Source organism: Marinococcus sp. LNHM3E3-2.2 (assembly GCF_056034385.1).
In genome coordinates, this window is the sequence record NZ_JBQLIC010000001.1 from 369,972 (window position 1) to 394,792 (window position 24,821).

The following is a 24,821-nucleotide window of genomic DNA, read 5'->3' on the forward strand; positions in this document are numbered from 1 at the left end:
GATTAAACATTCCTTTCCCTGGCATAAATGTGCTCCATCCATCCGGCTGTATCAACGCCGAAACGCTCGCGTATCGCTTCGCTGTCTTCAAGGTCCAGCACGTGCTGCTGCCGGAGGACGAGCACCCGGTCGAGCAGGGGATCCATTTCACTCACTTCGTGCGTACTGATCAGGACGCCCTGGGCTTCGACATCAACAAAGGATACGAGGCTTTGGATGATGGAGCGCCGTACGATGGGGTCGAGTCCCGAAAGCGGCTCGTCGAGGAGAAGCAGCTCGGCTTCCCGGGCCAGCGTAATCACAATTTTTACCCGGCCGCGGTTGCCCTTGGAGAGCGTTTTGATTTTTTGCGCAGGATCGAGATTCATAAACGACAGCATGTCATAAGCGCGCTGTTTGTTGAAATCAGGAAACTGGGAAGCCTGATAAGCAATTAATTGGTCGATCCGGAAAAAGGCGTACATATGGTCGTTTTCCGATAAATAGGCGATCCGGGAGCTGTCTTTTCGTGAGACCGGCTGTCCGTTATAAGAAACCGATCCCTTGTCCGGACGCAGCAGCCCGCCGGCAAGCTTGAGAAGGGTTGATTTACCGCTTCCGTTTTCGCCGACCACGCCTGTTACTCCCTTGGAAGGGATTTCGATCGTCACGTTTTCGAGAGCAGTGCGGCTTAAAAATTTCTTCGTTACCCCGTCAAAGGTTATCATGGTCCTCATCCTTTCGGTAGGAATCAATGCCCTGGCGAATTTCTTCCTTGCTCATGCCGAGGCTTTCCATTTCGTTCATAAACTCCTGAATCCGCTGCCGCATCAGATGCTGCTTTAACTGCTGAATGGTTGCTTCGCTTTCGGTTACAAAGGTTCCCTGTCCCCGTTTCATTTCCAACACTCCTGTCCTTTCTAATTCACTGTATGTCCGGGATACGGTATTTGGATTCACACCAAAATCGACAGCCAGCGCCCGGACGGAAGGAAGCTTCGTGCCAGGCGGCCATTCGCCCCGGATGATGTTTCCGTGGATCGTATCAATGATTTGCTGGTAAATGGGCCTGGAGTTATCAAATGTGTAAGCCATGAGCCTATACCTCCGCTTTCTTATCAATCAGCTGAGCGGACAGGATAAAGAGGACTGCGCCAACCACGGTATGAAAAAGAATGACGCCGGCATATAGGTTGAGATTAAAAAATTCCACATTCACCAGTCCGGTGAGCGAAAACTGGCCCCAGCTGGTGATCGCCTGATACACATCACCGAGTCCTGAACTGGCAAGGAGGCTCAGGAGAAACACGGCAGCTACCGCCAACACGATTTGAAGCCCTTTACCTATGGTGTGCCGAAACGCAAAGTCAAACGAGTAAATAAATAACAGGTAAACACTGAAGTAAAGAGAGACGAGAAGCACAAAAACCGAACAAAGCAGGCATAAAGCGAGCACCTGCAGCCATGTTATCCCTTCCTCTAGCAGGCCGAAAAAGGGAGGGAGGCCAGGGGTCAGCCAGGCAGCAATAAGAAGCAGAAGGCCGTTAATAAAAAGCGAAATAGAAGCGCATGCGAGGCCGCTTGCATATTTGGCGCTGAGCAATTTAGTCACCGGCTGCGGCTGATAGAGCCAGAGGTGCAGCTGACGGCGTTCGAGCTCCAGGCTGACAATCACATAGATGGGAAGATAAACAAAATGGGCAAGAATACCTGCGCTGAGAGAACCTAACACCACGCTTCCCACCGTTTCGGCAGGGTTATTCGAATTTACCGAGAAAAAATTTCCGCTGTTCATAACGATGGCGAAGATGACGACGAAAAATATCAGCGCCAGGCACCAGTAAAAGACGGATCGCGTCAGCGCAAACTCTTTTTTCCACAATTGTAACCAGCTTGTCATAAAGCACAGCTCCTTTGTATTAGTGTATTAATTAAATAGTACACTGGTACAAAAGAAACGTCAACAATATTTATAACGGAGAGTCATTTCTTAAAAATCTTTTAATAAAGTTCAATTCTAACGATTTAGCCGAAAAGGGGAAGGGAACAGAAAAAAGTCAGCAATACTAGCCGATGGAGGGATTGGATGAAAAGTACAAAATCCGTTCTTTATTTGTATGGAATATTTTTATTTGTTTCATGGAACCTGGTGCTTCTACTAGACCAGACCCATTACGATGCAACGTACAGGATAGAAGGTATTTTGTTTATGACTGCGGTCGTGGCGGTGCTTTTTCTGTGCAATTTCTTTTATCACAGGAAAAGAACAGAAGAGTAGCAGCGCAGTATTGCATAACGATGGTTCCCCTAGGCAGAGAGGGGAACCATTTTTTAATATAACAACAGAATAAATCATCAAGAAAATCGGGGTTGCGAAACGTTCAGGAAAGCCTTATCATAAAGTAAATAATTAATTTGTTTACACTACAAATTAATTATTTGGGCAAGTGATTAATCCAAAGAGGGTGAACATATGCTAACGACGAAAGACCAGTTTTATTTATCTGCTCAAAAGAACAATATGCTTATTTTTGAATCCGATGTGCAGGAAATGTACTTTTGCGTTTATGTACTCGAAGAAAAATTGTTCCGCGTTACACTGACGAAGGGACAGCCGGAGATGGATATACATACATGGGCAGTGGCCCCGGGAGACACGGAGATGCCGTTTGAAGGACTCGACCGGAATCGAATCACTGATTATTTTTCGCTCCCGGCCTATGAAACGTCAGAGAATCCTGAAGAATATGTAATTGAAACGGCTTCACTTAAGCTGATGATCAATAAAACGAAGCTGCACTGCAGCTGGTTCGACAAAACAGATGAAAAAGAGAAGCTGATTGCCGAAGACCGAAATACCCAGGCGTACGGGTTTCAGATTGCTGAAACGGCGCCGACAGCCCACTACTTAAAACGAAATGAAGGAGAGCGTTACTACGGCCTCGGGGAAAAAACAGGAAATGTCAATAAGTACGGGGAGCGCTTCCGGATGCTGAACATTGACGCAATGGGCTACGATGCCCAAAAAACGGACCCGCTATATAAGCATATTCCGTACTATATTACGCATTCGCCGGAAACCGGAGTGGCTTTTGGACTCTACTACGATGACTATAATGAATGCGCTTTCGACATGGGCCGGGAAAAGGACAACTACCACGGAAAGTACCGTTTTTTTCAATCCAGCTCTCATTTTCTGGACTGCTACTTCATTCTCGGGCCAACGACAGCTGAGGTCACCCGCCGCTTTTCCTGGATGACTGGCCGTCCGGCACTGATGCCAAAATGGAGCATCGGCTACTCCGGGTCAACAATGACCTATACCGATGAAGAAAGGTCTCAGGAGCGTCTGATGAACTTTGTAGAAGACTGCCAGAGACACGACATGCCGTGCGAGTCCTTTCACCTCTCCTCAGGATATACATCCATTGACCATAAACGGTACGTCTTCAACTGGAACTATGAAAAATTTCCGGATCCGGTAAAATTTACTGAAGATTTTCATGCGAACGGCGTCCGCATCATTGCCAACATTAAACCGAGCCTGTTGATCGATCACCCAAAGCATGAAGAAGTACTTAACAACGACTACATTGTTCTCGACAAAAAACACCGGCCGCTCCTGCAGCAGTTCTGGGACGATATGGGCGTCTATCTGGACTTTACCAACAGGCAGACCATTGAGTGGTGGAAAGAAAACGTGAAAAAGGAACTGCTTGCAAACGGGATCGACGCCACCTGGAATGACAACAACGAGTTTGAAATCTGGGATCCTGAAGCAGTGGTTCATTTGTTTGGCCAGGGCGGAAGGTTTCAGGACTACCGCGCAATTTTCCCGATGCTGATGACGAAAAGCTCGCTCGAAGCCCAGACCGAGTTTGACAGTGAAAAACGCCCGTACCTGATCAGCCGGGCAGGAAGCGCGGGCCTCAGCAGGTACGCCCAGACGTGGACCGGAGACAACTACTCTAATTGGGAAACGCTCCAGTACAACATTAAAATGGCGATCGGCTTAAGTCTTTCCGGCATTTACAATTTCGGACATGATACGGGCGGTTTCTCCGGCGACGCGCCGGAGCCGGAGCTTTTTCTGCGCTGGATTCAGAGCAACATTTATTATCCGCGGTTTACAATACATTCCTGGAATGACGACCAGACGGTGAACGAACCGTGGATGTACCCGGAGATTGTCGACAAGGTTTCCGACGCCATTCACTGGCACCAGAAGCTGTCCGGGTATATATTCTCGCTTCTTCACAAGTCGTCGGCCAGCTACGAGCCGGTGATCAAGCCAACCTTCTTTGACTTTGGCGACGATGCAGCGACGCATGTCGAAAACGACGAGTTCATGCTGGGCGAAGAGCTGCTAGTATGCACCATTGTACGTCCGGGAGAGCGTGAACGTGAAGTGTACCTGCCTGCTCATCCGCACGGGTGGTACGACATGTATACCGGGCAGTGGTACGAAGGGGGACGCAGGGTCACGGTTCCTGCTCCGCTCGAGTATACGCCGGTAATGGTAAAGGGCGGCAGCCTGCTGCCGGTGGAAAACGAAGCCGAAAGCCGGATCGACATGCATGTGTATCCGGGCCAAAACGGTGAACAGACATCGTTTACGTATTACGACGACAACGACAAGCGTCACGATACCGACGAGCTTTCGATTACATGTACCATGACGCCTGGCGAAGGCGGTATTTACATTGAAGTCCTTCAGGAAGGGTCGTACAGGAATGGTTTTACGTCTATGCACTTCCAGCTTCCGGAGGATGAAACGAGGCAGGTTATTATTAACGGAAAAGCAGACACGTGGTTTTCATGGAAGTGAGTATCGCTGAACGTTAATTAAAGGAGGGAAACAACAGTGAAAAAATGGATAAGTCTTGCTACGATGACGGCCCTGATTGCTTTGACAGGCTGCCAGAGTGCAAGCGGGGAGGAAGAACAGACCTTCACGCTCGCACACAACCAGCCGACGGACCATCCGGTGCACCAATCGCTTGAACGGTTTGCCGAGCTTGTGGAGGAAAAATCGGATGGAGACATGAGCATTAAAATTTACCCGAACGGGGAGCTTGGAAGCGAGCGGGAAGTAATTGAAGGGACTCAGACCGGCGCCATGGATTTCAGCAAGGTGAGCGGGAGTGCCCTCGAAAGCTTTGAACCGGCGTATTCCGTCTTCAGCCTGCCGTATTTATTTGAAAGCCAGGAAAGCTTTAAGCGTGTCATGAACGATGAAGAAGTGACCAGCGACATTTACATGGAATCTGCTGACAAAGGGTTCCGCGGGCTGACGTATTATGATGCAGGTGTCCGCAACGTTTATACGAAAAATACGATGCTCGAAACAAGCGAGGATATGAGCGGCTTAAAAACGAGAGTGCAGCCGAGTCAGACGAGTGTACAGATGATCGAAGCGATGGGAGGCACCCCAACGCCGATGAGCTACGGGGAAGTATACACCGCGCTGCAGTCAGGTGTCATTGATGCCGCCGAAAACAATGCGACGGCGCTTACGAACAGCAACCACGGGGAAGTGGCGAAAAACTATTTCTACACCGAACACGCTATCGTTCCCGACGTGCTGATTGCTAATGAAAATACGATGCAAGACCTCTCAGATAGTGAACTGGAGGTCATTGAAGAGGCTGCAGAAGAATCAACCAGCTATCATGAAGATCTTTGGAATCAAACAGTAGAAGAAGCCAAGGCTACGGCCGAAGAGGAAATGAACGTAGAGTTTTATGAAGTAGATAAACAATCGTTTATTGACGAGGTTCAGCCGCTGCATGAAGAATTCCAGAACGATCCGGACACCTCTGATATTTACAATAAAATAAAGGAGGCCGAGTAGGATGCAAAAGGTCAAAATGATTCTCGACCGTGCGCTATTAATTGTTAACGCCGTATTAATTACCTGCATGGCTTTACTTTCGATCTGGCAGGTGTTTACCCGGTACGTCCTGGATGCGCCGAGTACCACAAGCGAAGAAATCATCCGCTTTATGCTCATCTGGTTTACGCTGCTGACGGCTGCTTACGTGTTTGGACAGAAAAAGCACATTGCCATTGTGTTTCTGGTGGAAAAGTTCCGGGAACGTTCGCAGCGCTTGATTAACCTTGCGATCAATGTCTTATGGGTGTTTTTAGGGATAGTACCGATGATCATCGGCGGCATCATTCTGCTGACGTATACATACTCGGAAACGGCCCCGGCAACAGGGATGTCCATGCTGTTTGTCTACAGCGCCGTGCCGGTTTCAGGCGTATGTATCGTTATGTACGCGCTGATTGATATGCTTCGTGGCAGCAGCCGGATCGGCACTGCCAGTGAGGGGGAAAAAGGATGACAGTTACAGCCGGAATTTTATTATTTGCATCGCTCGGGATACTGCTCGTGTTCGGAGTGCCGATTGCGCTCGCGATTCTGCTGAGTGCGATGGTAACCATTTCACTTGTCATTCCATTTGACGTCAGTATCATTATTACCGCCCAGCGCCTTGCGACAGGCGTAGACAACTTTACCATTCTGGCGATTCCATTGTTTGTGCTTGCAGGTATTATTATGAACAACGGAGGCATCGCGTTTAGGCTCATTAACCTGGCAAAAATTATTGTGGGAAGGCTGCCAGGGTCGCTCGCCCATACGAACGTCGTCGGAAATATGCTGTTTGGCTCGATTTCGGGCTCAAGTGTCGCAGCGGCGGCTGCGATGGGGAAAATCATGACCCCGATGGAAATGAGACAGAAATATTCCCTGAGCTATTCTGCCGCGACTAATATCGCGTCGGCACCGGCAGGACTTTTAATTCCGCCGAGCTCGATGCTGATTGTGTATTCCCTGGTCAGCGGAGGAACTTCGATTGCAGCGCTGTTTATGGCCGGCTACATTCCAGGCATTTTATGGGGCCTCTCTGTTATGGCGATTGCGTACGTATATGCCAGAAAACATAAATATCCAGTATCCGAGAAAGTCAGCTGGAAGAATAAAATGTTTATCATCTTTGACGCAATTCCAAGTCTGCTTTTGATTATCATCGTTATCGGCGGGATCGTTGCCGGTATTTTTACCGCCACCGAAGGCGCGGCGGTAGCAGTCATTTACGCACTGCTGCTGTCGCTTTTATACAAGCAGCTGAAAAAAGAGCAATTTAAAAACATTTTCAAGGAAACCATTGAAATTACCGGTATGATTCTGCTTTTAATTACGGCATCATCCCTGTTTTCGCTCGTAATGAGCTATACCGAGATTCCAGCAGGGATCAGCAGCGCGCTTCTTTCAATCAGCGCGAATACGATCGTAATTCTTCTGCTCATCAACGTGATTTTGCTCGTCATGGGAACCTTTATGGATATTACGCCGGCCGTGCTTATTTTCACACCGATCTTTTTACCGGTCGTTACCGAGCTTGGCATCGATCCCGTTCACTTTGGCATTATTATTGCGTTCAACCTTTGTATCGGCAACATTACTCCTCCGGTCGGAAGCGTATTATTTGTTGGTACAAGTGTAGCTAACGCAAGACTCGAAAGCGTCATCAAAGCGCTGGTGCCGTATTTCATCATACTGATTGTCATGGTGCTAGCCATTACCTTTATCCCGCAGCTCAGCCTGTTCCTGCCTCAGCTGTTTGATCTGATGTAGCTTTATATTTATTGCTTTTTGATAAAGGAGGCGGAGTGGTCCACGTGGTGCACGCCGAGAAACTTTTTGAACGCAAGCGCTGCGGCGCCGAGAGCGCAGGCATCTTCGTTCAGGCTCGAGACTTTCAGCTGCTCGTAGTTGTTGAACTTGGACTGCAGAGATGCCTCGACCCGGTCCAAAAGCTCCGGCTTAGAGGCAAACAGCGGGCTGTTAATGATGATGCGCTCCGGATTGAAAATGTTAATCACATTATTTACCCCGATTGAAAGGTAGAAAATGTAGTCGTTAATCACCTGTTCGGCGTTGGCCGTTTCCAAATGCTTCTGCACCTGCTCCTGGGTATGAAAGTCTGTACCGTTATCGTGAAGCATTTTAAAAAACGCTTTATTGGAAGCGTACAGCTCCCAGCAACCATGATTGCCGCAAGGGCAGGGCTTGCCGTTTGGCTCAATAATCATATGGCCGATTTCACCCGCAAAGCCCTGATGCCCGCGGTAAATGACCGAATCCTTGACCATGCCAAGCCCGATGCCGGAATACAGGGTCAGGCAGAACAGGTCCGGTACGTGTTCTACGTAAACATGTTCGGCATACACTGCCAAGTTGGCGCTGTTGTCCACATGAACGGGGGTGTCAAATGCTTCTTCGAGCCGGGTCTTCACGTCGAGATCCACCCATTCCTGCTTCGGGGTGTAAACGATCTGGCTGTCGTTATTTACGATGCCGTGAATACCGATGCCGATTCCGGCAAGGGGAGCATCAGAGGTGCCGCTCCGGAATACATCAATTTCTGTCTGCAGCTGTCGAATTAATTCTTCAAGCATGCTTTCAAAATGATATGTGTCCAGATGCAGCTGCTTTTGATGAAGCCGGCGGCCCTTCAGGTCACAAAAAATGATATTGGTGCTCAGTTCATCAATATCAATGCCGATCGTAAAGCCGGCTCGTTCGTTCATTTCGATAATAATGGGCTTCCGGCCGGGAGTCTCGAGTGCTTCGGTTCTTGTTTCAATCACGAGCCCCTGCTCGAGCAGATCATTAATCTGCGTGGAAATGGTTGCTTTATTTAAGCCGGTAATTCTTGCAAGCTCACTCCGGGAAAGGGAAGCATTCTTCACGATTTCCTCAAGAATCAGCCGTCGGTTTAAGTTTCGGATATAGTTCCAGTCACCTTTATGCAAGGTAGATCCCTCTTTCTATTCGTGCTGCGTATGGTAGTAATACGAATGCTTCTGTGTTAAAAGTATAAATTTAATAGTTTGCATAGTAAACAAATTAATTAGGAGATGAGACCATGACTGCATTTATTCACGAAGATTTTTTGCTTCAGTCACCAGTGGCACGCACGCTGTATCATGATTATGCGAAGCATCTGCCGCTCATCGATTATCACAATCACCTGCCGCCAGGCGAAATATTAAACGACAAAAATTTTGATAATTTGGCCGAGATCTGGCTGAGCGGAGACCACTACAAGTGGCGAGCCATGCGGGCGAACGGGATTTCGGAGGAATACATTACCGGAAACAAAAGCGACTACGAAAAATTTCTGGCATGGGCAGAAACGGTGCCGAATACGCTCGGGAACCCGCTGTACCACTGGACGCACCTGGAGCTGTCCTCATATTTCGGCATCCATACGCTGTTAGACAAGAACACGGCGGAGGGAATCTGGAACGAAACCCGGGAAAAGCTGCAGTCACCGGAGTTTTCCACCCAGTCGCTTCTCCAGAAGGACAGCGTCGTGTTCCTGGGAACGACAGACGACCCGGCAGACGCGTTAACCACCCACGAGCAGCTCGGGCGAAGCGATTTGCCATTTGAGGTCTCTCCTTCCTATCGCCCCGATCAGGCACTGCATCTGGAAAAGAACAGCTTCCCAGGCTGGGTCGGGCAGCTGGCAGATTTGACAGGGAAAAGCATTTCCTCCTACGGCGAGCTTTTAGCCGCCCTTGATGAAAGAATCGAAGCTTTTGATGCACTCGGCACCCGCAGCTCCGATCACGGGCTGACCGAAATGGTGTATAAACCAGCGAGCGAAGCGGAAGCAGCAGCCGTTTTCCAAAAACGATTGAACGGAGAGGCGGTTACGGCGCAGGAGGCAGCCCAATACAAAACGTATACGCTGCTGCATCTGGCTGAAAGGTATGCGGAAAAAGAATGGGTAATGCAGCTCCACCTGCATCCGCTCCGCAATACGAATACCACTATGTTTCAGAAGCTCGGCGGGGACGCGGGTTTTGACGCGATTCATGACCAGCTGCCTGCCCGTCCGCTTGCTGCATTTCTTGATCAGCTTGAACAACAAGGAGCGCTTCCGAAAACCGTACTGTACAGCGTCAATGCCAATAACAACAATACGCTCGCGGCAATTGCCGGCAGCTTTCAAAACAGCGACATTCCCGGCAAGGTGCAGGTGGGCACCGCCTGGTGGTTCAATGACCATATTGACGGAATGGAAAGCCATATGAAGTCTCTGGCAAATATCGGCTTAATCAGCAATTTCATTGGTATGCTGACCGATTCGAGAAGCTTTTTGTCATTTTCACGCCATGAATATTTCCGGCGCATTCTATGCAATTTAATTGGTAGTTGGGTGGAAGAAGGAAAAGCGCCGCATGACTTGAAGCTATTACGTACGTATGTCGAAAATATCTGCTACTATAACGCGAAAAAATATTTTTCAATTTAAAGGAGGAATGAATGATGGAGATGAGCTTTCGCTGGTACGGGACCGAAGACCCCGTCAAGCTCGAACAAATCAAGCAGATTCCCGCGATGAAGGGGATAGTGTCTGCCATATATGATCTGCCGCCGGGCGAAACGTGGCCGCAGGAGAAAATCCGGGAAGTTAAAGAAGAAATCGCACAGAGCGGACTCGTATGGAACGTGGTGGAAAGCGTCCCGGTCCATGAAGACATTAAAATGGGTAAAAGCACGAGAGACAGCTGGATTGAAAAGTATCAGGAAACGATCCGCAATCTTTCCCAAGAAGGCATTAAGACCATCTGCTACAACTTTATGCCGGTGTTTGACTGGACCCGCTCAAAGCTCGACGCACCGCTTCCTGACGGCTCCCATTCCCTCATGTATGATGAGGACCTGATTCAGCAGATTGATCCGCTTGACGGAAGCCTGACACTCCCCGGATGGGATTTGTCCTACCAGAAGGATGATCTGCGGGTCATTATGGAGGAATATAAGGAAATAACCAAAGAGGATCTGATGGAAAACCTGATTTACTTTCTGGAGCGCATCATTCCGGTTGCGGAGGAAGAAGACGTGCTGATGGCGATCCATCCCGACGATCCACCCTGGGATATTTTCGGCCTGCCGCGCATTATTACAAACGAAGCCAATGTGATGACGATGCTGAAGCGTGTCAACAGCAGGCACAACGGGATTACCTTCTGTACCGGCTCCTACGGCGCGGACCGGGATAATGATTTAATAAGCATGATTGAACATATGAAGGACCGCATTCATTTTGTACATGCCAGAAACGTACGATGGACAAGCGAAAAATCGTTCCAGGAAACGTCGCATTCCGTGCACGACGGATCACTCGATATGGTCGGCGTTATGAAGAAGCTGATCGAAGTAGGCTACGAAGGCCCGATCCGGCCGGATCACGGACGGATGATCTGGGGCGAAGAAGGCCGGCCTGGCTACGGTTTATATGACCGCGCGCTCGGTGCGGCATATCTTAATGGCATTATCGATGCTGAGCGGGAAAGGAGATAAACGATGCAAACACCATTTCAAATTCCACTGGAGGATAAGGTTGTCGTCATCACAGGCGGTAGCGGCGTGCTCGGCTCTGTGATGGCAGAGGCGCTGGCTGCCAATGGAGCCAAAGTGGCAATCATTGCCCGCAACAAAGAAAAGGTCGAAGAGGTGGCCGAACGGATCATCGAAGGCGGGGGAGAAGCCGCCGGCTACAGCGGCGATGTAACGGATAAGCAGGCGATGGAGACCATTTACGAAGATGTAAAAAGCCGGTTCGGGCCGTGTGATATTCTCGTGAACGGAGCGGGCGGTAATAATCCGAAGGCGACGACCGGACAGGAATACTTCGATCCGGAAGCGCCAGACAGCGGAGGCACGTTTTTTGACCTGGATCCTGCTGCGGTGGATCAGCTGTTTTCGCTGAACTTTCTCGGGGCACTGATTCCGTCGCAGGTATTTACCCGCGACATGGTGTATGACCGGCCGGGCTCGATCATTAACATTTCATCGATGAATGCGTACCGGCCGCTCACAAAAATCCCTGCCTACAGCGGGGCAAAGGCGGCTGTCAGCAACTTCACGCAGTGGCTTGCCGTCTATTTTTCCAAATCCGGCGTGCGGGTAAACGCCATGGCACCGGGCTTTTTCCTGACGGACCAGAACCGGGAGCTGATGTTTTCGGAAGAAGGCGTGCTGAGTGCGAGAGCGGAAAAAATCCTGTCCCAGACGCCGCAGGAGCGCTTCGGGGAGCCAGAGGAGCTGGTGGGCACCCTGCTGTGGCTCGTTGATGAAAAATCCTCGGGCTTTGTGAACGGCATTGTCGTACCAATTGACGGTGGGTTTTCCGCTTATTCTGGAGTATAAAGGAGAAAATAATGAGAGTATTTCATATCCTAAATCAAATGATCGAAAACAAAGTAGCGGTCGTCGTTCGCGGCGACAGTCCGGACCAGGCGCTGACAACCGCAGATGCCTGCGTGAAGGGCGGTTCTAAAACGCTTGAAGTCACCTTCACCGTGCCGGAGGCCGATGATGTGTTGCGGAAGCTGCGACAGAAGTATCCGGACGTGGTAGTCGGGGCGGGAACGGTCCTCGACAGCGAAACCGCCCGGCTCGCCATTGTCCGGGGCGCGTCGTTTATCGTGAGCCCGTCCTTTGATTCTGAGGTGGCGAAGCTGTGCAACCGCTACGCGGTGCCATATCTGCCGGGCGTGATGACCGTTCGGGAGGCCACGGAAGCACTCGCCTACGGCGCGCAGGTGGTGAAGCTGTTTCCGGGAGAAATGTATGCGCCCTCGTTCATCAAGACGATCCGCGGACCACTGCCGTACGTGCAGCTGATGCCGACCGGCGGGGTGGACCTGGATAACGTACAGGACTGGCTGCAGGCCGGTGCCATCATGATAGGGGCCGGGGGATCGATTACCGGACCGGCCAAGACTGGCGATTACGACGAAGTCACCCGCCTTGCCGCCGAATTCCAGCGGCTCGCGGAGGAGGTGTAACCGATGGCGCGAATCCTGACGATGGGCGAAATCATGATGCGTCTCACTCCCCCGTCCCACCAGCGGCTGGTCCAGACCAACGATTTTCACGTGTATTTTGGCGGGGCCGAAGCCAACGTGGCGATGAACATGAGCCAGTTCGGGCACGAGACCGCGTTTCTGACGGCGCTCCCGGCAAATGCGATGGGGGAGGCCGCCAAACGCCGTCTCCGTACAGCTGGCGTCAACACGAACATGATTGTGGCTCAGGGCCGTCGTCTCGGGCTGTACTACGTGGAAGCTGGCTATTCAGTCAAGCCCGCGGAAGTAATTTACGACCGGGAGGATTCATCTGTGTGGGAGCTTACAGATGCTGATCTCGACTGGGAGCAGCTGCTTGCCGGGGTAGAGGTGTTTCACGTGAGCGGCATTACGCCCGCGCTTGGCCCGGCTATGCATAACCTGACGATGACCGCCGTACAGGAGGCTTCAAGTCGCGGGGTGCATGTGAGCTTTGACTGCAACTTCCGCGCGAAGCTGTGGTCCCCGAAGGAAGCGAAAGCCTCCTTTGAAGAAATTTTGCCGTATGTGGATGTCTGCTTCATCGGCCATAAGGATTTTGTGTATCTGTTAGGGATGGACGGGCACGAAGCGTTTTCGCCGGAGCAACTCGAACGGTTCTATGAAGAGGCCGCCCGTACGTATAATATTTCCCTGATGGCAAGCACGCACCGGACGGCGGCATCGGCCAGTTCGAACAGCCTGACCGGCTACTACTATAATGGAAGCGGGCTGCATGCCAGTGCCACGCATTCGTTTGATCTGCTGGAGCGGGTCGGAGGCGGCGACAGCTTTGCCTCCGGCATTCTGCACGGGGTACTGCAGGAGGACTGGGGGCCGCAGCAGGTCATTGAATTTGCGACCGGTTCAAGCGTGCTCAAGCACATGGTGTACGGCGACAGTAACCAGTTTGACGAGGCCTACGTGCTTCAGTTTGTACAGAACCAGGGAAATGATGTGAAACGGTAAAAATCGGAAAAATAAACGGCCCACGTTTCTGCTGATTTTTTAACGTAAAGTGGTTTGCCGATGTAAGCGGCTTTGAATCATAGCCTGTTCAGGATCCGGCCCGGTGCCGGGTCCTGAACAGGCTGTTTTTTGTAACAGGCCCTGCTTTAAAACATCCATCGTCTTTAATATAGTGGTGCAGGGCATGGGTCCACAGTCTTTTTTTAAAGACAGCCGAAGGGATGATGCCAAAATTTAATTAACCTGACTCTCCCAAACAAAAAAACTAAAGTTATAATGGATGATATATTAAGGATGGATGAACCTGAAAAAAAACAGATGAAGGGGGGATAAAGCGATGCTCAATGAAAGACAGATAAAGCTGCTGCAGAAACTATTGCTTCATTCGGAGGCTTTTACGCATATTCAGACGATGGCAGAAGAGTTACACTGCTCGGAAAAAACCGTACGGAATGATATGAAAACGCTGCACTATTTTCTCGGTGAACACTCGGAGGCCAAGCTTCTGCGAAAACCCGGTCTCGGCGTTCAAGTAGTCATTACGGAAGAAGAAAAACATCATATTTTAAGCCTTTTACATAAAAGATCCTCGCATGAAGAGACCGATCACCTGGTGGAAATAGGCTACCGTCTGCTCGTCGAAGAAAAGCCCCAGACCATACAGGGGCTGGCAAAAGAATTCTTTATGTCAGTCAAAGAAATTAAAGAAAGCATGGCGGTCATTTCGGACTGGCTGGCAACGTTTGGGCTTGAACTGATATCGAGACAGCGGCTCGGCCTCACCATCGCGGGAGACGAATTGAAGCGACGAAGTGCTGTTGCTCATTTATCTGAGCTTGTAGCAAAGGATAAAACGGCTTCGGACTCGCTTGTCCGGCTTTTCCCTCAGCATGAGGTCAGCTTTATAAGAAAAGCAATTGCTGACAGGTTAAACGCATGGAACTGGGAGATATCAGCCGAAAAACGGGAAAGCCTGATGATCCATGCGCTCATCATGATGAAGCGTGTGAGGCAGTCTTCGACAATTGTGATGAAGGAAAATGAGCGAAAAGAGGCTAGAGATGCCGGGGAATATACGATGGCGGAAGAGCTCGCAGAGGTTATCAAAGACAAGTTGAAATTATCGCTTCCTGAATCGGAGAAGGTATACTTTACGCTTCATTTGATCAGCTGCTCGGATTCCTACTTTTTGCGGAAAAACAGCAATAAAGAAGCATTAATGAAAGGTATGCTCGAACAGCTCACGACCCAGCTGCAGATTTTGACGATGACCAATTTTAAAGAGGATTTAATTCTTCTAGAGGGGCTGAAGGTTCATTTGCCTTCGACCATCCATCGCGTCATGCATGGGTTTGCGATCAGAAATCCGATGCTTGAGGAAATAAAGAAAATGTACCCCTATATGTTCAGTATGGTGGTGATGGCGCTTGAAGAAGTGAATGACAGCTATGGCATTTACATTCCGGAGGATGAAGCTGCCTATCTGGTGCTTCATTTCCAGGCGTCTGTTGAACGTCTTCAGAAAAAACGGGAGCAGAAAAAGAAAGTCCTGATCGTTTGTGAACTGGGAGTCGGTATGTCCCATCTGCTTGAAGCGAAGCTTGAACAGAACTATAAAGGGATGGAGGTGATCGGCAGCATCGCAGCGCAGAAGCTTGATGATATGCTCGAAACCTATTCGGTTGATCTCGTTTTATCCACGAGAGAACTGACGAACCAAAGGGTGCCTGTATTGGTTATCTCTCCATTACTCCAGGCGGAGGACCGGAGGAAATTGGATAACTATCTTCAATACGAAGAGCAAAAGCCGTTGTTTTCCAGCTCCATGGCAGATTGGCTGAAAAAGGGGGAAACAGCGATCGGTATAGAGCCGGTGCACCGGTACGAGCTGATCGAGAAGCTCGGCCGGGAGCTCGTGAGGAAGGGCACCGTGTCGGAAGATTTTCCACAGCGGGCGGTAATGAGGGAAAGAACATCCTCCACGTCGCTTGGCAACGGGATTGCGATTCCGCACGCCCCGCCGGAGGAGATCTACGAGTCATCGGTGTCTCTTGCAATTTTTAATAAACCGATTGAATGGGGAAAGGAACAGGTGACGATTGTTTTCCTGCTTGCGATTGCCGAAAAGGACCAGGGGAGCATACGCTCGCTTATGCATATGATTTCGAGAATGGGCACGGATGCGAGCATTCTTGAGCAGCTGAACCAGGCACAAACGCTCGAAGAAGTAGAGAGCATCTTTAATAATCATTCGTATTACCGGAGCAGCGGTAAAAATGAATGATTATTTTTTGTAATTTCCGTTTTATGATGAAAACAGAAATTACAGAGGAGGGAAACGGATGAAGGTACTAGCGGTCACCGCCTGTCCGGTTGGCATTGCCCATACATACATGGCGGCTGAAAATCTACAGAAAGCCGGAAGCGAGCTTGGCGTTGAAATCAAAGTGGAAACCCAGGGCTCCATCGGTGTGGAAAATGAGCTGACAGAGCAGGATATTGCGGAAGCAGACGGCATTATTATTGCCAGTGACAAGGAAGTCTCCAAAGAGCGTTTCGGCGGAAAGCCTTTACTGGTGGTAGGCGTGCAGGATGGGATACGCCAGCCAAAGGATTTAATTGAGCGAATTATGGAAGGAAATGTATCCGTTTACAAAGGTGCGATGCCAAATGCGGAAACAGTGAAAGCCAAAAAGAAAGATAAGGAAAACCCCGTGTATAAGCACTTAATGAATGGTGTTTCCTATATGATTCCGTTTATTGTGGTCGGGGGGCTGCTTATTGCTATTTCTTTAGCTTTAGGCGGCAATCAGACGCCTGAAGGGATACAAATTCCTGAAGGTTCCTTCTGAAAGCAGATTGAAAATCTCGGGGCAGCCTCCTTCAGTTTTATGGTTCCTATACTGGCCGGCTTTATCGCAGTAAGCATTGCGGACCGGCCGGGACTGGCTCCGGGGATTATCGGAGGCTACATTGCCGTTAACGGAAGCTTCTACGGAAGTGAGGCCGGGGCCGGATTCATCGGCGGTATTATTGCTGGTTTTCTCGCCGGGTATATCGCCCTCGGTATTAAGAAAATCAAGGTGCCAAAGGCCATACAGCCTGTAATGCCTATTATTTTCATTCCGATACTTGCTTCACTAGCGGTCGGACTGCTGTTCATTTTCATTATCGGAGCACCGGTTGCGGGCATTTTTGAAGGATTGACCCAGTGGCTTGAGGGCATGCAGGGGGCCAGTTCCTTTCTACTTGCACTGATACTGGGCGGAATGATTGCCGTCGATATGGGTGGACCGTTTAATAAAGTAGCATTTCTATTTGGAGCTGCCATGATTGCCGAAGGAAATTACGAAATCATGGGGGCCATTGCTGTAGCCATTTGTATTCCACCGCTTGGCATGGGGCTTGCGACATTTTTAAACAAAAGGAAATACCAGCAGGCCGAACGCGAAACAGGAAAAGCCTCGTTTACGATGGGTCTGTTTGGGATCACGGAAGGGGCCATTCCATTCGCGGCCCAGGATCCGCTTCGGGTAATACCGAGTATCGTTGTCGGTTCGATGACTGGCTCTGTTATTGCTATGCTATCAGGAGTCGGCGACCGGGTGGCCCACGGTGGTCCTATCGTTGCTGTGCTCGGCGCGGTGGATAACATTCTCATGTTCTTCGTAGCTGCAATTGTCGGTACCATCGTGACGGCGCTGCTTATTAACACCCTGAAACGGGATGTAGCGTACGCCGGGGTTCCTGAGGAAAATAATTCCACGGAGGTCGCTGAAAGAACTTCTGCAGAAGCGGCTCCTGCTCCGGAAACGCATCATAATAAGGATAAGCAGATTACTCAGTTAAAAGATATTATGACGCCTGATCTTGTAAATACAAACCTGCATGGCCAGACGCGAAATGAAGTAGTGGATGAAATGATACACATGCTCGACCGGCAGGGGATAGTGGAATCAGAGGAAATGTTCAAAAACGCGATTCTGGCGAGAGAGGAAGAAAGCAGTACAGGACTTGGAATGGGAATTGCTATACCTCACGGAAAATCGGATACTGTGAAGGAGCCTGCGGTAGCCTTTGGAAGACAGACGCAGGGCGTCGACTGGGACAGTGCGGATAAGACAGAAGCCAATCTAATATTTATGATTGCTGTCCCTGTAGAGAGACAGGGAGAGGATCATCTGAAAATACTCCAGATGCTGTCGAGAAAGCTGATGGATGATTCCTTCCGGGAGCAGTTATTAAATACTGCATCTGACGAGGAAGCTTACGAACTGTTAAAAACGATCCAATAATGGCAATTAAATAAGTCCAACCTGAGAAAAGCATCCTGACAGCAGGGTGCTTTTCTCATTCTATTGGCAGCCGTTGCGACTTTTTATATTTACGCAGAAATATTTGTTTGAAAATTGTGAAATCAACGTTTGAAGCATAGCAAAAAAGGATATAGTAAAACCAACTATGCTTCTGATAATTGGTTGCATAGTACCCGCCCCGGAGAAACACATCCTATTTTGGAAAGAAGGCGGAGAAATGAAAAAGGTTGCTGGATCCATGTTAACTGGTGCGCTGGTGTTTAGTTTAGCTGGAGGAGGCACAGCGTTGGCCGACAGTCATGATACGGAGGAAGGCGGCTCGGAAGACAGCGGGATGGTAAGAATTGTTCACGCTTCTCCTGATGCACCCGAGGTTGATGTTTACGTTGATGGAGAGGCTGTAGTCGAAGGGGCGGCCTTCAAGGATGCAACTGATTATTTGGAAGTACCGGAAGGTGAGCGCGAGGTAGAAATATTTGCTGCTGGTGAAGAAGGCGAAGGCGATCCTGTATTGTCCGGTACACTTGATGTGGAAGAGGGCGAAGCTTACACAGCAGCAGCCATAAACACGCTGGAAGACATTGAGCTGAGCGTGCTCGAGGACAATCAGGAAGCAGCAGAGGGAATGGCGAACGTAAGAGTCGCACACTTTTCTCCTGACGCTCCAAATGTTGATGTCGCGGTAACAGACGGAGACATTTTGTTTGAAGACGCTCCGTTTACCGGAGTGACGGATTATATGGAAGTGGAAGCCGGATCCTATGATCTCGAAGTACGTCCAACAGGAACCGAGGATGTAGTACTCGACCTTGCTGGAACAGAGCTTGAAGAAGGCATGAACTATTCCGTGCTTGCGGTTGGTTTTGCAGAGGGCGATCCGGAACTTGATGCAATTATACTGGCAACCCCTTCCAGTGAAAGTATGCCATCTGAAATGCCACAGACTGGAGCAGCTGGAACAGATAACATGATGATGTATGGATTGGCTGGCCTGCTGGCAGCTGGTCTCGGGGTTGGGTACTATGCACGCCGCCGCGCGGGCGCTTCTTCATAGCATTCTCTTCGCTATCCTGATTCTTTTTTTAACCGGAAGCTCAGAGGAATTTACGGAAGCTGAAACGGCATATTCAGAAGCGTCAATAGAAGGGGCAAAAGCTTCGGAAATCGGGAAGCGGACAGAAACACAAACAGTTTCATCAGCTCAGTCGATTTCACCGGCAGAAATCAGAATAAGCTCAATTGATCTAAAAGCGGCAGTGGATGATATGGGATACACGGAAAACGGCGGCATGGAAGTACCGGATAACGGGGAGGACACCGGCTGGTTTTCGCCGGGGTTTAAACCGGGACAGCAGGGAAATGCGGTCATCGCAGGCCATGTGAATGACCGCTCCGGTCCTGCGGTATTTTACCATCTCGATAAACTCAAGAAGGGAGACTTAATCGAAGTAACCGGTGATAATGGAGAAACGATTACGTTTGAAGTGGAATCAGCCGCATCTTATCCGTATGACGATGCTCCCATCCAGCAGATTTTTGGCGCCTCCAGCGAACGGACGCTGCAGCTGATCACATGCACTGGAGAGTTTGACAATGACGCCGGCACTCATCGGGAGAGACTGGTGGTCACCGCCTCGGTGGTGGATGAATAGTGAAAGCCTGCTTTTGGTTAAACAAAGCCTGAATCGTGGACACAGTAACCAGTGTCCACGATTCGGGTTTTTTTGTGTTTAACGACAGTTGTTCTATTTTGGCAGGTTACACCCGGTGGCAGGGAGGGGCGCGGGTAGGCATCGAAGAGAGAGCAAAAGCAGATAAAAAAAATATAGTTAAACAGCAGAGATTTTTGTATGATAGAAAAAACAGAAGGAATATTTTTCAAGCCAGAAATAGTTTCCCAACCGCAGTACTACCTTTTGCAGAATAGAGCGATGTGAAATGACTTTTCTATCATGGTTAATGCGGAGCATGACGCCTCCGCAGATTCTTGCCTCGGGCTTTCTTGTTGTCATTACCCTGGGGACGGCGCTGTTAATGCTTCCTGTATCCGTCACGAGCCCGATCAGCGTAATTGATGCCTTGTTTACGGCAGCCTCTGCAACGACCGTAACCGGCCTGGTAACGGTCAGCCCGGGAAACGGGTTTACGGTGTTCGGCCAGACCGTAATTATGGTCATGATCCAGCTTGGCGGGCTTGGGTTTATGGCGGTTACGGTGTTTATTGTGCTTCTGCTCGGTAAACGCATTGGTCTGCGCAGCCGGCTCCTCGTTCAGGAGTCATTGAATCAGCCGGCGCTGGGCGGAGTCGTGAAGCTTGTGCAGATTCTCGTCATTTTTTCTTTGAGCGTGGAATCGCTTGCAGCCGCCGCACTAGCCACCCAGTGGGTGCCGGAGTACGGGTGGAGCAGAGGCCTGTACTACAGCGTGTTTCACGCGGTCTCCGCCTTTAACAACGCCGGCTTTGCTCTTTGGGACAGCAATCTGATGCAGTACGCCGGCAATCCAGCGGTGAATATTGCGATCTCTTCCTCGTTTATTATCGGCGGTATCGGGTTCACGGTACTGTATGATGTGTGGGAAAAACGGAAATTCCGCACACTGACGCTCCATTCGAAATTGATGATCGTCGGTACACTGGCACTGAACGTTGCAGCCGTGACTATTGTATTTTTGTTTGAATATATTAATCCACAGACAACGACATCACTTTCGCTCGGGGAGCAGCTGTGGACATCCTATTTCCAGGCGGTATCGCCGAGGACTGCCGGATTTAATACCGTCAACATTGCCGATATGCAGATTCAGACAATCGTATTCATTATGATGCTTATGTTCATCGGTGCCGGCAGCGCTTCGACAGCAAGCGGGATTAAACTGACAACATTTCTGGTAATCATTCTGGCTGCGGTGAAGTACATTAAACGAGAGGAAGATCTAACCGCCTTCCGCCGCCGCATCGCTCCGGCCATTATTGAACGGGCGCTCGCGATTACTGTACTTGGATTTGCCGTAGTGTTTTCGGGGATATTTATTTTATCGCTCACCGAGCAGGCTTCATTTGAATACATCGTATTTGAAGTGTTCTCAGCATTTGGTACGGTCGGCCTTACAATGGGACTCACCGAGGACCTCAGCATGATTGGAAAAGTAGTAATTATCCTCATTATGTTTGTCGGCCGGATAGGCTCAGTGACGCTCGCCTTTTCACTGGCCAAGCCGAAAAAAACGCACGTGCGTTACCCGCAGGGCGATATTTTTACCGGATAAATCCTGCAGCCTGTAATTTAAAAAAGCAGCCGTTTCCCGAAAAGCTTCGGTGGGCGTCTGCTTGTACGTGTGCTCAAATACCGGGACTATAGTTTGCGTAAAATTTGCACATAAAACAGAAAAACATATAATTTAAGGAATTTTTATGGTAATATAGTCATTCGTTTATAAAAAGGAGGTGAAAAAATGTATAGTTTCTTGAACTTTAATAAGATGATTACACCGATGATTATTAAAATAATCTTTTTTATCGGGGTGGGCCTGTCGGTTCTGATTGGGATATTCCAAATCGGCGCTGGTGTTACCAGTGATTTTGGCGGAGGCTCCCAGGTGTTGCTTGGATTGATAACTCTTGTGCTCGGACCGTTATTTACCAGAATCTACTGCGAACTGTTGATTGTGTTCTTTAAAATGCAGGAGTCGCTGCATGAAATCAATACGAAGCTTTCAAAATTTGAATCGAGCAATCCCCGGGACTTATAACATATTCATTTTATTATTCCTGCGAATGATTGATATGATAAAAATCAGAAAAACCGTGTCTAAAAAAGACGCGGTTTTTCTAGTATTTGCAGATCAGCAGCTGAATTTTACAGGTTTGTTAATTTGCCCGTTTTTCCTCCCAGAGCCGCTTGCGCTCCTCAAAACTCACTTCCTCATACACCTGATGCAGCATCCAGATATAACCAAAGGTATCCATGAAAACAGCATTTGCTACGCCGTGATCAGGCAGATTCGTGACCGGCTGTACTTCACTGCAGCCAGCGTTGATGGCTTTTTCGTAGGTCGCCTCGATATCTGGAACTGTGATGTTGAACCAGAGTGTTTTTGGGTCGTCCGGGGTGGGAGCGGTCAAATGGAAGGCCGGGTTTTCATCCAATAGATGGAACGGGACATCATACAGAGTGAAAAGTACTTCATTTTCACCCCGGGGAAAGTCTGATACCTCCATTGTTTCAATCTCAAGTATTTTTTCGTACAGCTCCAGGGCTTTTAAGCTGTCAGTTACTACCATATCGATTTCAACACCAGTCATGGCACGCACACTCCCTTTACAGAATTATAAATATTTTTCTTCAAATGGGTGTTTCAAACGTGCTACTGATTTCTACTCATGGTATTAAAATCCCTGCCTGTTTCAATCTATTCCTGAAAACTTCATTGCTTGATAAGGGAAAACTGCAGCTCCCAAAAATATTTGTAATTTTTACAATTAAGTGACAAATTAATATTTCAATCACATTCCAAAAATTGTATGATAAGTATGTAGGTAATTTATCTTAGTTGCAGTTGGGTAAAATATCATGAGGGGGTTCCAGGATGAAGAGAATGCTGCTTTTGATAACTAGTCTGGTGTTTTTGTTAGGGGCTTGCGGCGGGGGATATGACGAGCAATACATTTATGATGAAGCGACAAGATTAATTGAGGATGAAATTCATGAAAATGGTTATACATTAAACCAAATTTCAGGCATTGAGCATACAGATATTTATGCTGAAGACGATGGTAAAACGTATTCGGTCTCGGGGAAGGTATGGGTGCAGGAGCCCTACGGTGAATTTGCCTATAATTACACATTCGATATGGTGGACCAGGGGGAAACATGGTCGACCGAATCAGAGTATTACTAAGTCTCAAATCAAAAGTACTACCCGATATCGAGTATAGTGATTTATGAATTACTGATGACAGTTAAAAACTCATGATCCTTCCAGAACGAAGGGTCATGAGTCTTTTATATGTGTGAATCAAGCTTCCGCCGGTAATCCCGTGTCAGCCACCATATCAAAATGAGAAGTAGTACAACCATGGCAGCAGGCACGAGCCACCGGCCGCCATCATTCTGCGCGGCAGCAAGAATGGTTACACTAATAGTGCTGACCGGGGCCATCACATAATAGGGAAGCCCGTCGTAAAACCATCCGTATGGGAAAAAGTGCGCGCCGGTAATGACGGCAAAAATTAGTACGGTATCAGTGGGACTGGCCGCTATGGCCCAAAAAATCAATGGAAAATAGGCTAACTGCGCAAGGTTCAGGCTGAGACCGAGACTCCCGAGCGGGTTTTCATCAAACTTCCATTCCGCCCGCAGGAGGCGGGAGAACAGTATCGCCAGTGGAAGCATCAGCCCTGAGGAGCAGAGCATGAGAATGTTTTTAGTGTATAAATCGAAGGAAAGGACAAAAACAATTGTAATCAATCCCCAAATCAAGACTGCAGCCATTAAAAAAGCAATACCTTTTTTCCCGTTTACCGACACATCTTTTCTGCAAGCTTGAACCTCCACAGCTTCACCTCCGCTACGCAATATAATGAATTTAAGCTTACCACAAAATGTCTTTTATGGGAGGTGGGACAGCAACCGGTCCGTTAATTTTTTATGTGAAAATACTATTGAATGTTTCAATTTGTCATGAAAAGGAAATGAAAAACCATGTATATAAGTTATGTAAATAAAGGAGATTTTCAGCATGACACAGGATCCACGTAAACAGTATTATCATGACGATTATCCAAAGCAGTACCAGGACCCGCCTGGTGTGCAGAAATATATGAATCCGCAGCCGGACTGCGGCGAAAGCAGCTATGAGGGCACCGGACAGCTGAAGTGGCGAAAAGCGCTCATTACCGGCGGCGATTCCGGCATCGGCCGGGCGGCGGCGATTGCGTACGCCCGTGAAGGTGCTGATGTGGCGATCAACTATCTGCCAGACGAGGAGCCGGACGCCCAGGACGTAAAAGAAATGATTGAACAGGCCGGGCGTAAAGCGGTTCTTCTGCCGGGAGATCTGAGAAGCGAAACGTTCTCCCGCGAACTCGTACAGTCCGCAGTGGATGAACTCGGCGGACTGGACATTCTCGCGCTTGTTGCCGGCAAACAGCAGGCCGTGAAAGATATTGCAGATCTTACTACGGAGCAGATTGTTTCCACGTTTGAAACGAACGTGTTTTCCATGTACTGGATGACACAGGAAGCACTGCCGCATATGCCGGAGGGCGGATCGATCATCACAACGACGTCCGTGGAAGGCTACGATCCGTCGCCAATGCTTCTGGATTATGCGGCGACCAAAAGTACTATCATCGGATTTACGAAAGCACTGGCCAAGCAGGTAGCCTCCCAGGGCATCCGGGTAAACTCGGTCGCGCCGGGACCGTTTTGGTCTCCGCTCCAGATTTCCGGCGGCCAGCCGGCTGAAAATATCCCGAAATTTGGGGAAGAAACGCCGGAGACACCGCTTGGACGTGCCGGTCAGCCGGCGGAGCTTTCCGGCATCTACGTATTCCTCGCCTCCGATCAGGCAAGCTATGTGACCGGTCACGTATACAGCGCGACCGGCGGCTTGAACGCAAATTAATAAATACAGACG

Annotated in this window: 23 protein-coding genes and 1 pseudogene; 18 read left to right on the forward strand and 6 right to left on the reverse strand. The window is 49.2% G+C overall.

Annotation, left to right across the window (positions count from 1 at the left end; translation table 11 throughout):
* Positions 1 to 2 precede the first annotated feature (2 nt).
* Genes ACTRXF_RS01845 through ACTRXF_RS01855 form a run of 3 tightly spaced genes read right to left on the reverse strand, consistent with a single transcriptional unit; the run spans position 3 to position 1,879 of the window.
* On the reverse strand, positions 3 to 707 hold the full coding sequence (locus tag ACTRXF_RS01845) for an ATP-binding cassette domain-containing protein (protein WP_474277534.1): 705 nt from the start codon (positions 705 to 707) through the stop codon (positions 3 to 5).
* On the reverse strand, positions 694 to 1,074 hold the full coding sequence (locus tag ACTRXF_RS01850) for a GntR family transcriptional regulator (RefSeq protein ID WP_474277537.1): 381 nt from the start codon (positions 1,072 to 1,074) through the stop codon (positions 694 to 696). The genes ACTRXF_RS01845 and ACTRXF_RS01850 overlap by 14 nt, the downstream gene beginning before the upstream one ends.
* Before the next feature lie 4 nt (positions 1,075 to 1,078).
* Complete coding sequence (locus ACTRXF_RS01855) at positions 1,079 to 1,879, reverse strand: hypothetical protein (protein ID WP_474277539.1); 801 nt, start codon at positions 1,877 to 1,879, stop codon at positions 1,079 to 1,081.
* 186 nt (positions 1,880 to 2,065) lie between these two features.
* Here ACTRXF_RS01855 and ACTRXF_RS01860 point away from each other — a divergent pair, with 186 nt between their 5' ends.
* The 5 genes from ACTRXF_RS01860 to ACTRXF_RS01880 all read left to right on the forward strand — a co-directional run bounded on the left by ACTRXF_RS01860 (position 2,066) and on the right by ACTRXF_RS01880 (position 7,624).
* Positions 2,066 to 2,257, forward strand: a complete 192-nt coding sequence (locus ACTRXF_RS01860; protein ID WP_474260682.1) for a hypothetical protein — start codon at positions 2,066 to 2,068, stop codon at positions 2,255 to 2,257.
* Positions 2,258 to 2,452: 195 nt separating this feature from the next.
* Positions 2,453 to 4,807, forward strand: a complete 2,355-nt coding sequence (locus tag ACTRXF_RS01865; protein ID WP_474277542.1) for a glycoside hydrolase family 31 protein — start codon at positions 2,453 to 2,455, stop codon at positions 4,805 to 4,807.
* 36 nt (positions 4,808 to 4,843) lie between these two features.
* Positions 4,844 to 5,833 (forward strand): TRAP transporter substrate-binding protein, encoded by a 990-nt coding sequence (locus ACTRXF_RS01870; protein ID WP_474277546.1) that lies wholly within the window; start codon positions 4,844 to 4,846, stop codon positions 5,831 to 5,833.
* 1 nt (position 5,834) lies between these two features.
* Complete coding sequence (locus tag ACTRXF_RS01875) at positions 5,835 to 6,329, forward strand: TRAP transporter small permease (RefSeq protein ID WP_474277548.1); 495 nt, start codon at positions 5,835 to 5,837, stop codon at positions 6,327 to 6,329.
* Positions 6,326 to 7,624: a TRAP transporter large permease gene (locus tag ACTRXF_RS01880; protein ID WP_474260686.1), complete on the forward strand. Its 1,299-nt coding sequence runs from the start codon at positions 6,326 to 6,328 to the stop codon at positions 7,622 to 7,624. The genes ACTRXF_RS01875 and ACTRXF_RS01880 overlap by 4 nt, the downstream gene beginning before the upstream one ends.
* 8 nt (positions 7,625 to 7,632) lie before the next feature.
* Here ACTRXF_RS01880 and ACTRXF_RS01885 read toward each other — a convergent pair whose 3' ends face one another.
* On the reverse strand, positions 7,633 to 8,805 hold the full coding sequence (locus ACTRXF_RS01885; RefSeq protein WP_474277550.1) for an ROK family transcriptional regulator: 1,173 nt from the start codon (positions 8,803 to 8,805) through the stop codon (positions 7,633 to 7,635).
* Between the two features lie 113 nt (positions 8,806 to 8,918).
* Between ACTRXF_RS01885 and uxaC the strand changes: the two genes are divergently transcribed.
* From uxaC to ACTRXF_RS01940, 11 genes and pseudogenes are all read left to right on the forward strand, one after another.
* On the forward strand, positions 8,919 to 10,316 hold the full coding sequence (uxaC, locus tag ACTRXF_RS01890; RefSeq protein ID WP_474277553.1) for a glucuronate isomerase: 1,398 nt from the start codon (positions 8,919 to 8,921) through the stop codon (positions 10,314 to 10,316).
* Between the two features lie 14 nt (positions 10,317 to 10,330).
* The gene (uxuA, locus tag ACTRXF_RS01895; RefSeq protein WP_474277711.1) at positions 10,331 to 11,368 is read left to right on the forward strand and encodes a mannonate dehydratase; all 1,038 of its coding nucleotides are present in this window, start codon (positions 10,331 to 10,333) and stop codon (positions 11,366 to 11,368) included.
* 3 nt (positions 11,369 to 11,371) lie between these two features.
* On the forward strand, positions 11,372 to 12,217 hold the full coding sequence (locus ACTRXF_RS01900) for an SDR family oxidoreductase (protein ID WP_474277556.1): 846 nt from the start codon (positions 11,372 to 11,374) through the stop codon (positions 12,215 to 12,217).
* 11 nt (positions 12,218 to 12,228) lie between these two features.
* Positions 12,229 to 12,858: a bifunctional 2-keto-4-hydroxyglutarate aldolase/2-keto-3-deoxy-6-phosphogluconate aldolase gene (locus ACTRXF_RS01905; RefSeq protein ID WP_474277559.1), complete on the forward strand. Its 630-nt coding sequence runs from the start codon at positions 12,229 to 12,231 to the stop codon at positions 12,856 to 12,858.
* Positions 12,859 to 12,861: 3 nt separating this feature from the next.
* Positions 12,862 to 13,866 (forward strand): sugar kinase, encoded by a 1,005-nt coding sequence (locus tag ACTRXF_RS01910; RefSeq protein WP_474277561.1) that lies wholly within the window; start codon positions 12,862 to 12,864, stop codon positions 13,864 to 13,866.
* Positions 13,867 to 14,203: 337 nt separating this feature from the next.
* On the forward strand, positions 14,204 to 16,150 hold the full coding sequence (locus ACTRXF_RS01915) for a BglG family transcription antiterminator (protein ID WP_474277563.1): 1,947 nt from the start codon (positions 14,204 to 14,206) through the stop codon (positions 16,148 to 16,150).
* A 58-nt stretch (positions 16,151 to 16,208) separates the two neighbouring features.
* Positions 16,209 to 18,161: pseudogene (locus ACTRXF_RS01920) on the forward strand (fructose-specific PTS transporter subunit EIIC).
* A 238-nt stretch (positions 18,162 to 18,399) separates the two neighbouring features.
* Positions 18,400 to 19,236, forward strand: coding sequence for a DUF4397 domain-containing protein (locus tag ACTRXF_RS01925; protein WP_474277565.1), 837 nt, complete (start codon positions 18,400 to 18,402; stop codon positions 19,234 to 19,236).
* Positions 19,205 to 19,834, forward strand: a complete 630-nt coding sequence (locus tag ACTRXF_RS01930; protein WP_474277568.1) for a class F sortase — start codon at positions 19,205 to 19,207, stop codon at positions 19,832 to 19,834. The genes ACTRXF_RS01925 and ACTRXF_RS01930 overlap by 32 nt, the downstream gene beginning before the upstream one ends.
* A gap of 286 nt (positions 19,835 to 20,120) precedes the next feature.
* Complete coding sequence (locus ACTRXF_RS01935) at positions 20,121 to 21,449, forward strand: TrkH family potassium uptake protein (RefSeq protein ID WP_474277570.1); 1,329 nt, start codon at positions 20,121 to 20,123, stop codon at positions 21,447 to 21,449.
* 186 nt (positions 21,450 to 21,635) lie between these two features.
* Positions 21,636 to 21,932, forward strand: coding sequence for a DUF4282 domain-containing protein (locus ACTRXF_RS01940; RefSeq protein ID WP_474277572.1), 297 nt, complete (start codon positions 21,636 to 21,638; stop codon positions 21,930 to 21,932).
* A 118-nt stretch (positions 21,933 to 22,050) separates the two neighbouring features.
* Here the strand turns inward: ACTRXF_RS01940 and ACTRXF_RS01945 are convergent, their stop codons facing one another.
* Complete coding sequence (locus ACTRXF_RS01945) at positions 22,051 to 22,485, reverse strand: VOC family protein (protein WP_474277574.1); 435 nt, start codon at positions 22,483 to 22,485, stop codon at positions 22,051 to 22,053.
* 284 nt (positions 22,486 to 22,769) lie between these two features.
* On the opposite strand from ACTRXF_RS01945, the gene ACTRXF_RS01950 reads away from it, so the two are divergent.
* Positions 22,770 to 23,081 (forward strand): hypothetical protein, encoded by a 312-nt coding sequence (locus ACTRXF_RS01950; RefSeq protein ID WP_474277576.1) that lies wholly within the window; start codon positions 22,770 to 22,772, stop codon positions 23,079 to 23,081.
* A gap of 104 nt (positions 23,082 to 23,185) precedes the next feature.
* On the opposite strand, the gene ACTRXF_RS01955 is transcribed toward ACTRXF_RS01950, so the two are convergent.
* Complete coding sequence (locus tag ACTRXF_RS01955; RefSeq protein ID WP_474277578.1) at positions 23,186 to 23,737, reverse strand: DUF7010 family protein; 552 nt, start codon at positions 23,735 to 23,737, stop codon at positions 23,186 to 23,188.
* A gap of 184 nt (positions 23,738 to 23,921) precedes the next feature.
* Between ACTRXF_RS01955 and ACTRXF_RS01960 the strand changes: the two genes are divergently transcribed.
* Positions 23,922 to 24,809: an SDR family oxidoreductase gene (locus ACTRXF_RS01960; protein WP_474277580.1), complete on the forward strand. Its 888-nt coding sequence runs from the start codon at positions 23,922 to 23,924 to the stop codon at positions 24,807 to 24,809.
* Positions 24,810 to 24,821 lie beyond the last annotated feature (12 nt).

Bases quoted from the DNA above. Each gene is read 5' to 3' on its own strand.
- ACTRXF_RS01915 (WP_474277563.1), top strand. From the start codon at position 14,204: ATGCTCAATGAAAGACAGATAAAGCTGCTGCAGAAACTATTGCTTCAT.
- ACTRXF_RS01940 (WP_474277572.1), top strand. From the start codon at position 21,636: ATGTATAGTTTCTTGAACTTTAATAAGATGATTACACCGATGATTATT.
- ACTRXF_RS01875 (WP_474277548.1), top strand. From the start codon at position 5,835: ATGCAAAAGGTCAAAATGATTCTCGACCGTGCGCTATTAATTGTTAAC.
- ACTRXF_RS01880 (WP_474260686.1), top strand. From the start codon at position 6,326: ATGACAGTTACAGCCGGAATTTTATTATTTGCATCGCTCGGGATACTG.
- ACTRXF_RS01925 (WP_474277565.1), top strand. From the start codon at position 18,400: ATGAAAAAGGTTGCTGGATCCATGTTAACTGGTGCGCTGGTGTTTAGT.
- ACTRXF_RS01945 (WP_474277574.1), bottom strand. From the start codon at position 22,485: ATGACTGGTGTTGAAATCGATATGGTAGTAACTGACAGCTTAAAAGCC.
- uxaC (WP_474277553.1), top strand. From the start codon at position 8,919: ATGACTGCATTTATTCACGAAGATTTTTTGCTTCAGTCACCAGTGGCA.
- ACTRXF_RS01855 (WP_474277539.1), bottom strand. From the start codon at position 1,879: ATGACAAGCTGGTTACAATTGTGGAAAAAAGAGTTTGCGCTGACGCGA.
- ACTRXF_RS01950 (WP_474277576.1), top strand. From the start codon at position 22,770: ATGAAGAGAATGCTGCTTTTGATAACTAGTCTGGTGTTTTTGTTAGGG.
- ACTRXF_RS01930 (WP_474277568.1), top strand. From the start codon at position 19,205: ATGCACGCCGCCGCGCGGGCGCTTCTTCATAGCATTCTCTTCGCTATC.
- ACTRXF_RS01905 (WP_474277559.1), top strand. From the start codon at position 12,229: ATGAGAGTATTTCATATCCTAAATCAAATGATCGAAAACAAAGTAGCG.
- ACTRXF_RS01910 (WP_474277561.1), top strand. From the start codon at position 12,862: ATGGCGCGAATCCTGACGATGGGCGAAATCATGATGCGTCTCACTCCC.
- ACTRXF_RS01960 (WP_474277580.1), top strand. From the start codon at position 23,922: ATGACACAGGATCCACGTAAACAGTATTATCATGACGATTATCCAAAG.
- uxuA (WP_474277711.1), top strand. From the start codon at position 10,331: ATGGAGATGAGCTTTCGCTGGTACGGGACCGAAGACCCCGTCAAGCTC.
- ACTRXF_RS01900 (WP_474277556.1), top strand. From the start codon at position 11,372: ATGCAAACACCATTTCAAATTCCACTGGAGGATAAGGTTGTCGTCATC.
- ACTRXF_RS01845 (WP_474277534.1), bottom strand. From the start codon at position 707: ATGATAACCTTTGACGGGGTAACGAAGAAATTTTTAAGCCGCACTGCT.
- ACTRXF_RS01935 (WP_474277570.1), top strand. From the start codon at position 20,121: ATGACTTTTCTATCATGGTTAATGCGGAGCATGACGCCTCCGCAGATT.
- ACTRXF_RS01850 (WP_474277537.1), bottom strand. From the start codon at position 1,074: ATGGCTTACACATTTGATAACTCCAGGCCCATTTACCAGCAAATCATT.
- ACTRXF_RS01865 (WP_474277542.1), top strand. From the start codon at position 2,453: ATGCTAACGACGAAAGACCAGTTTTATTTATCTGCTCAAAAGAACAAT.
- ACTRXF_RS01860 (WP_474260682.1), top strand. From the start codon at position 2,066: ATGAAAAGTACAAAATCCGTTCTTTATTTGTATGGAATATTTTTATTT.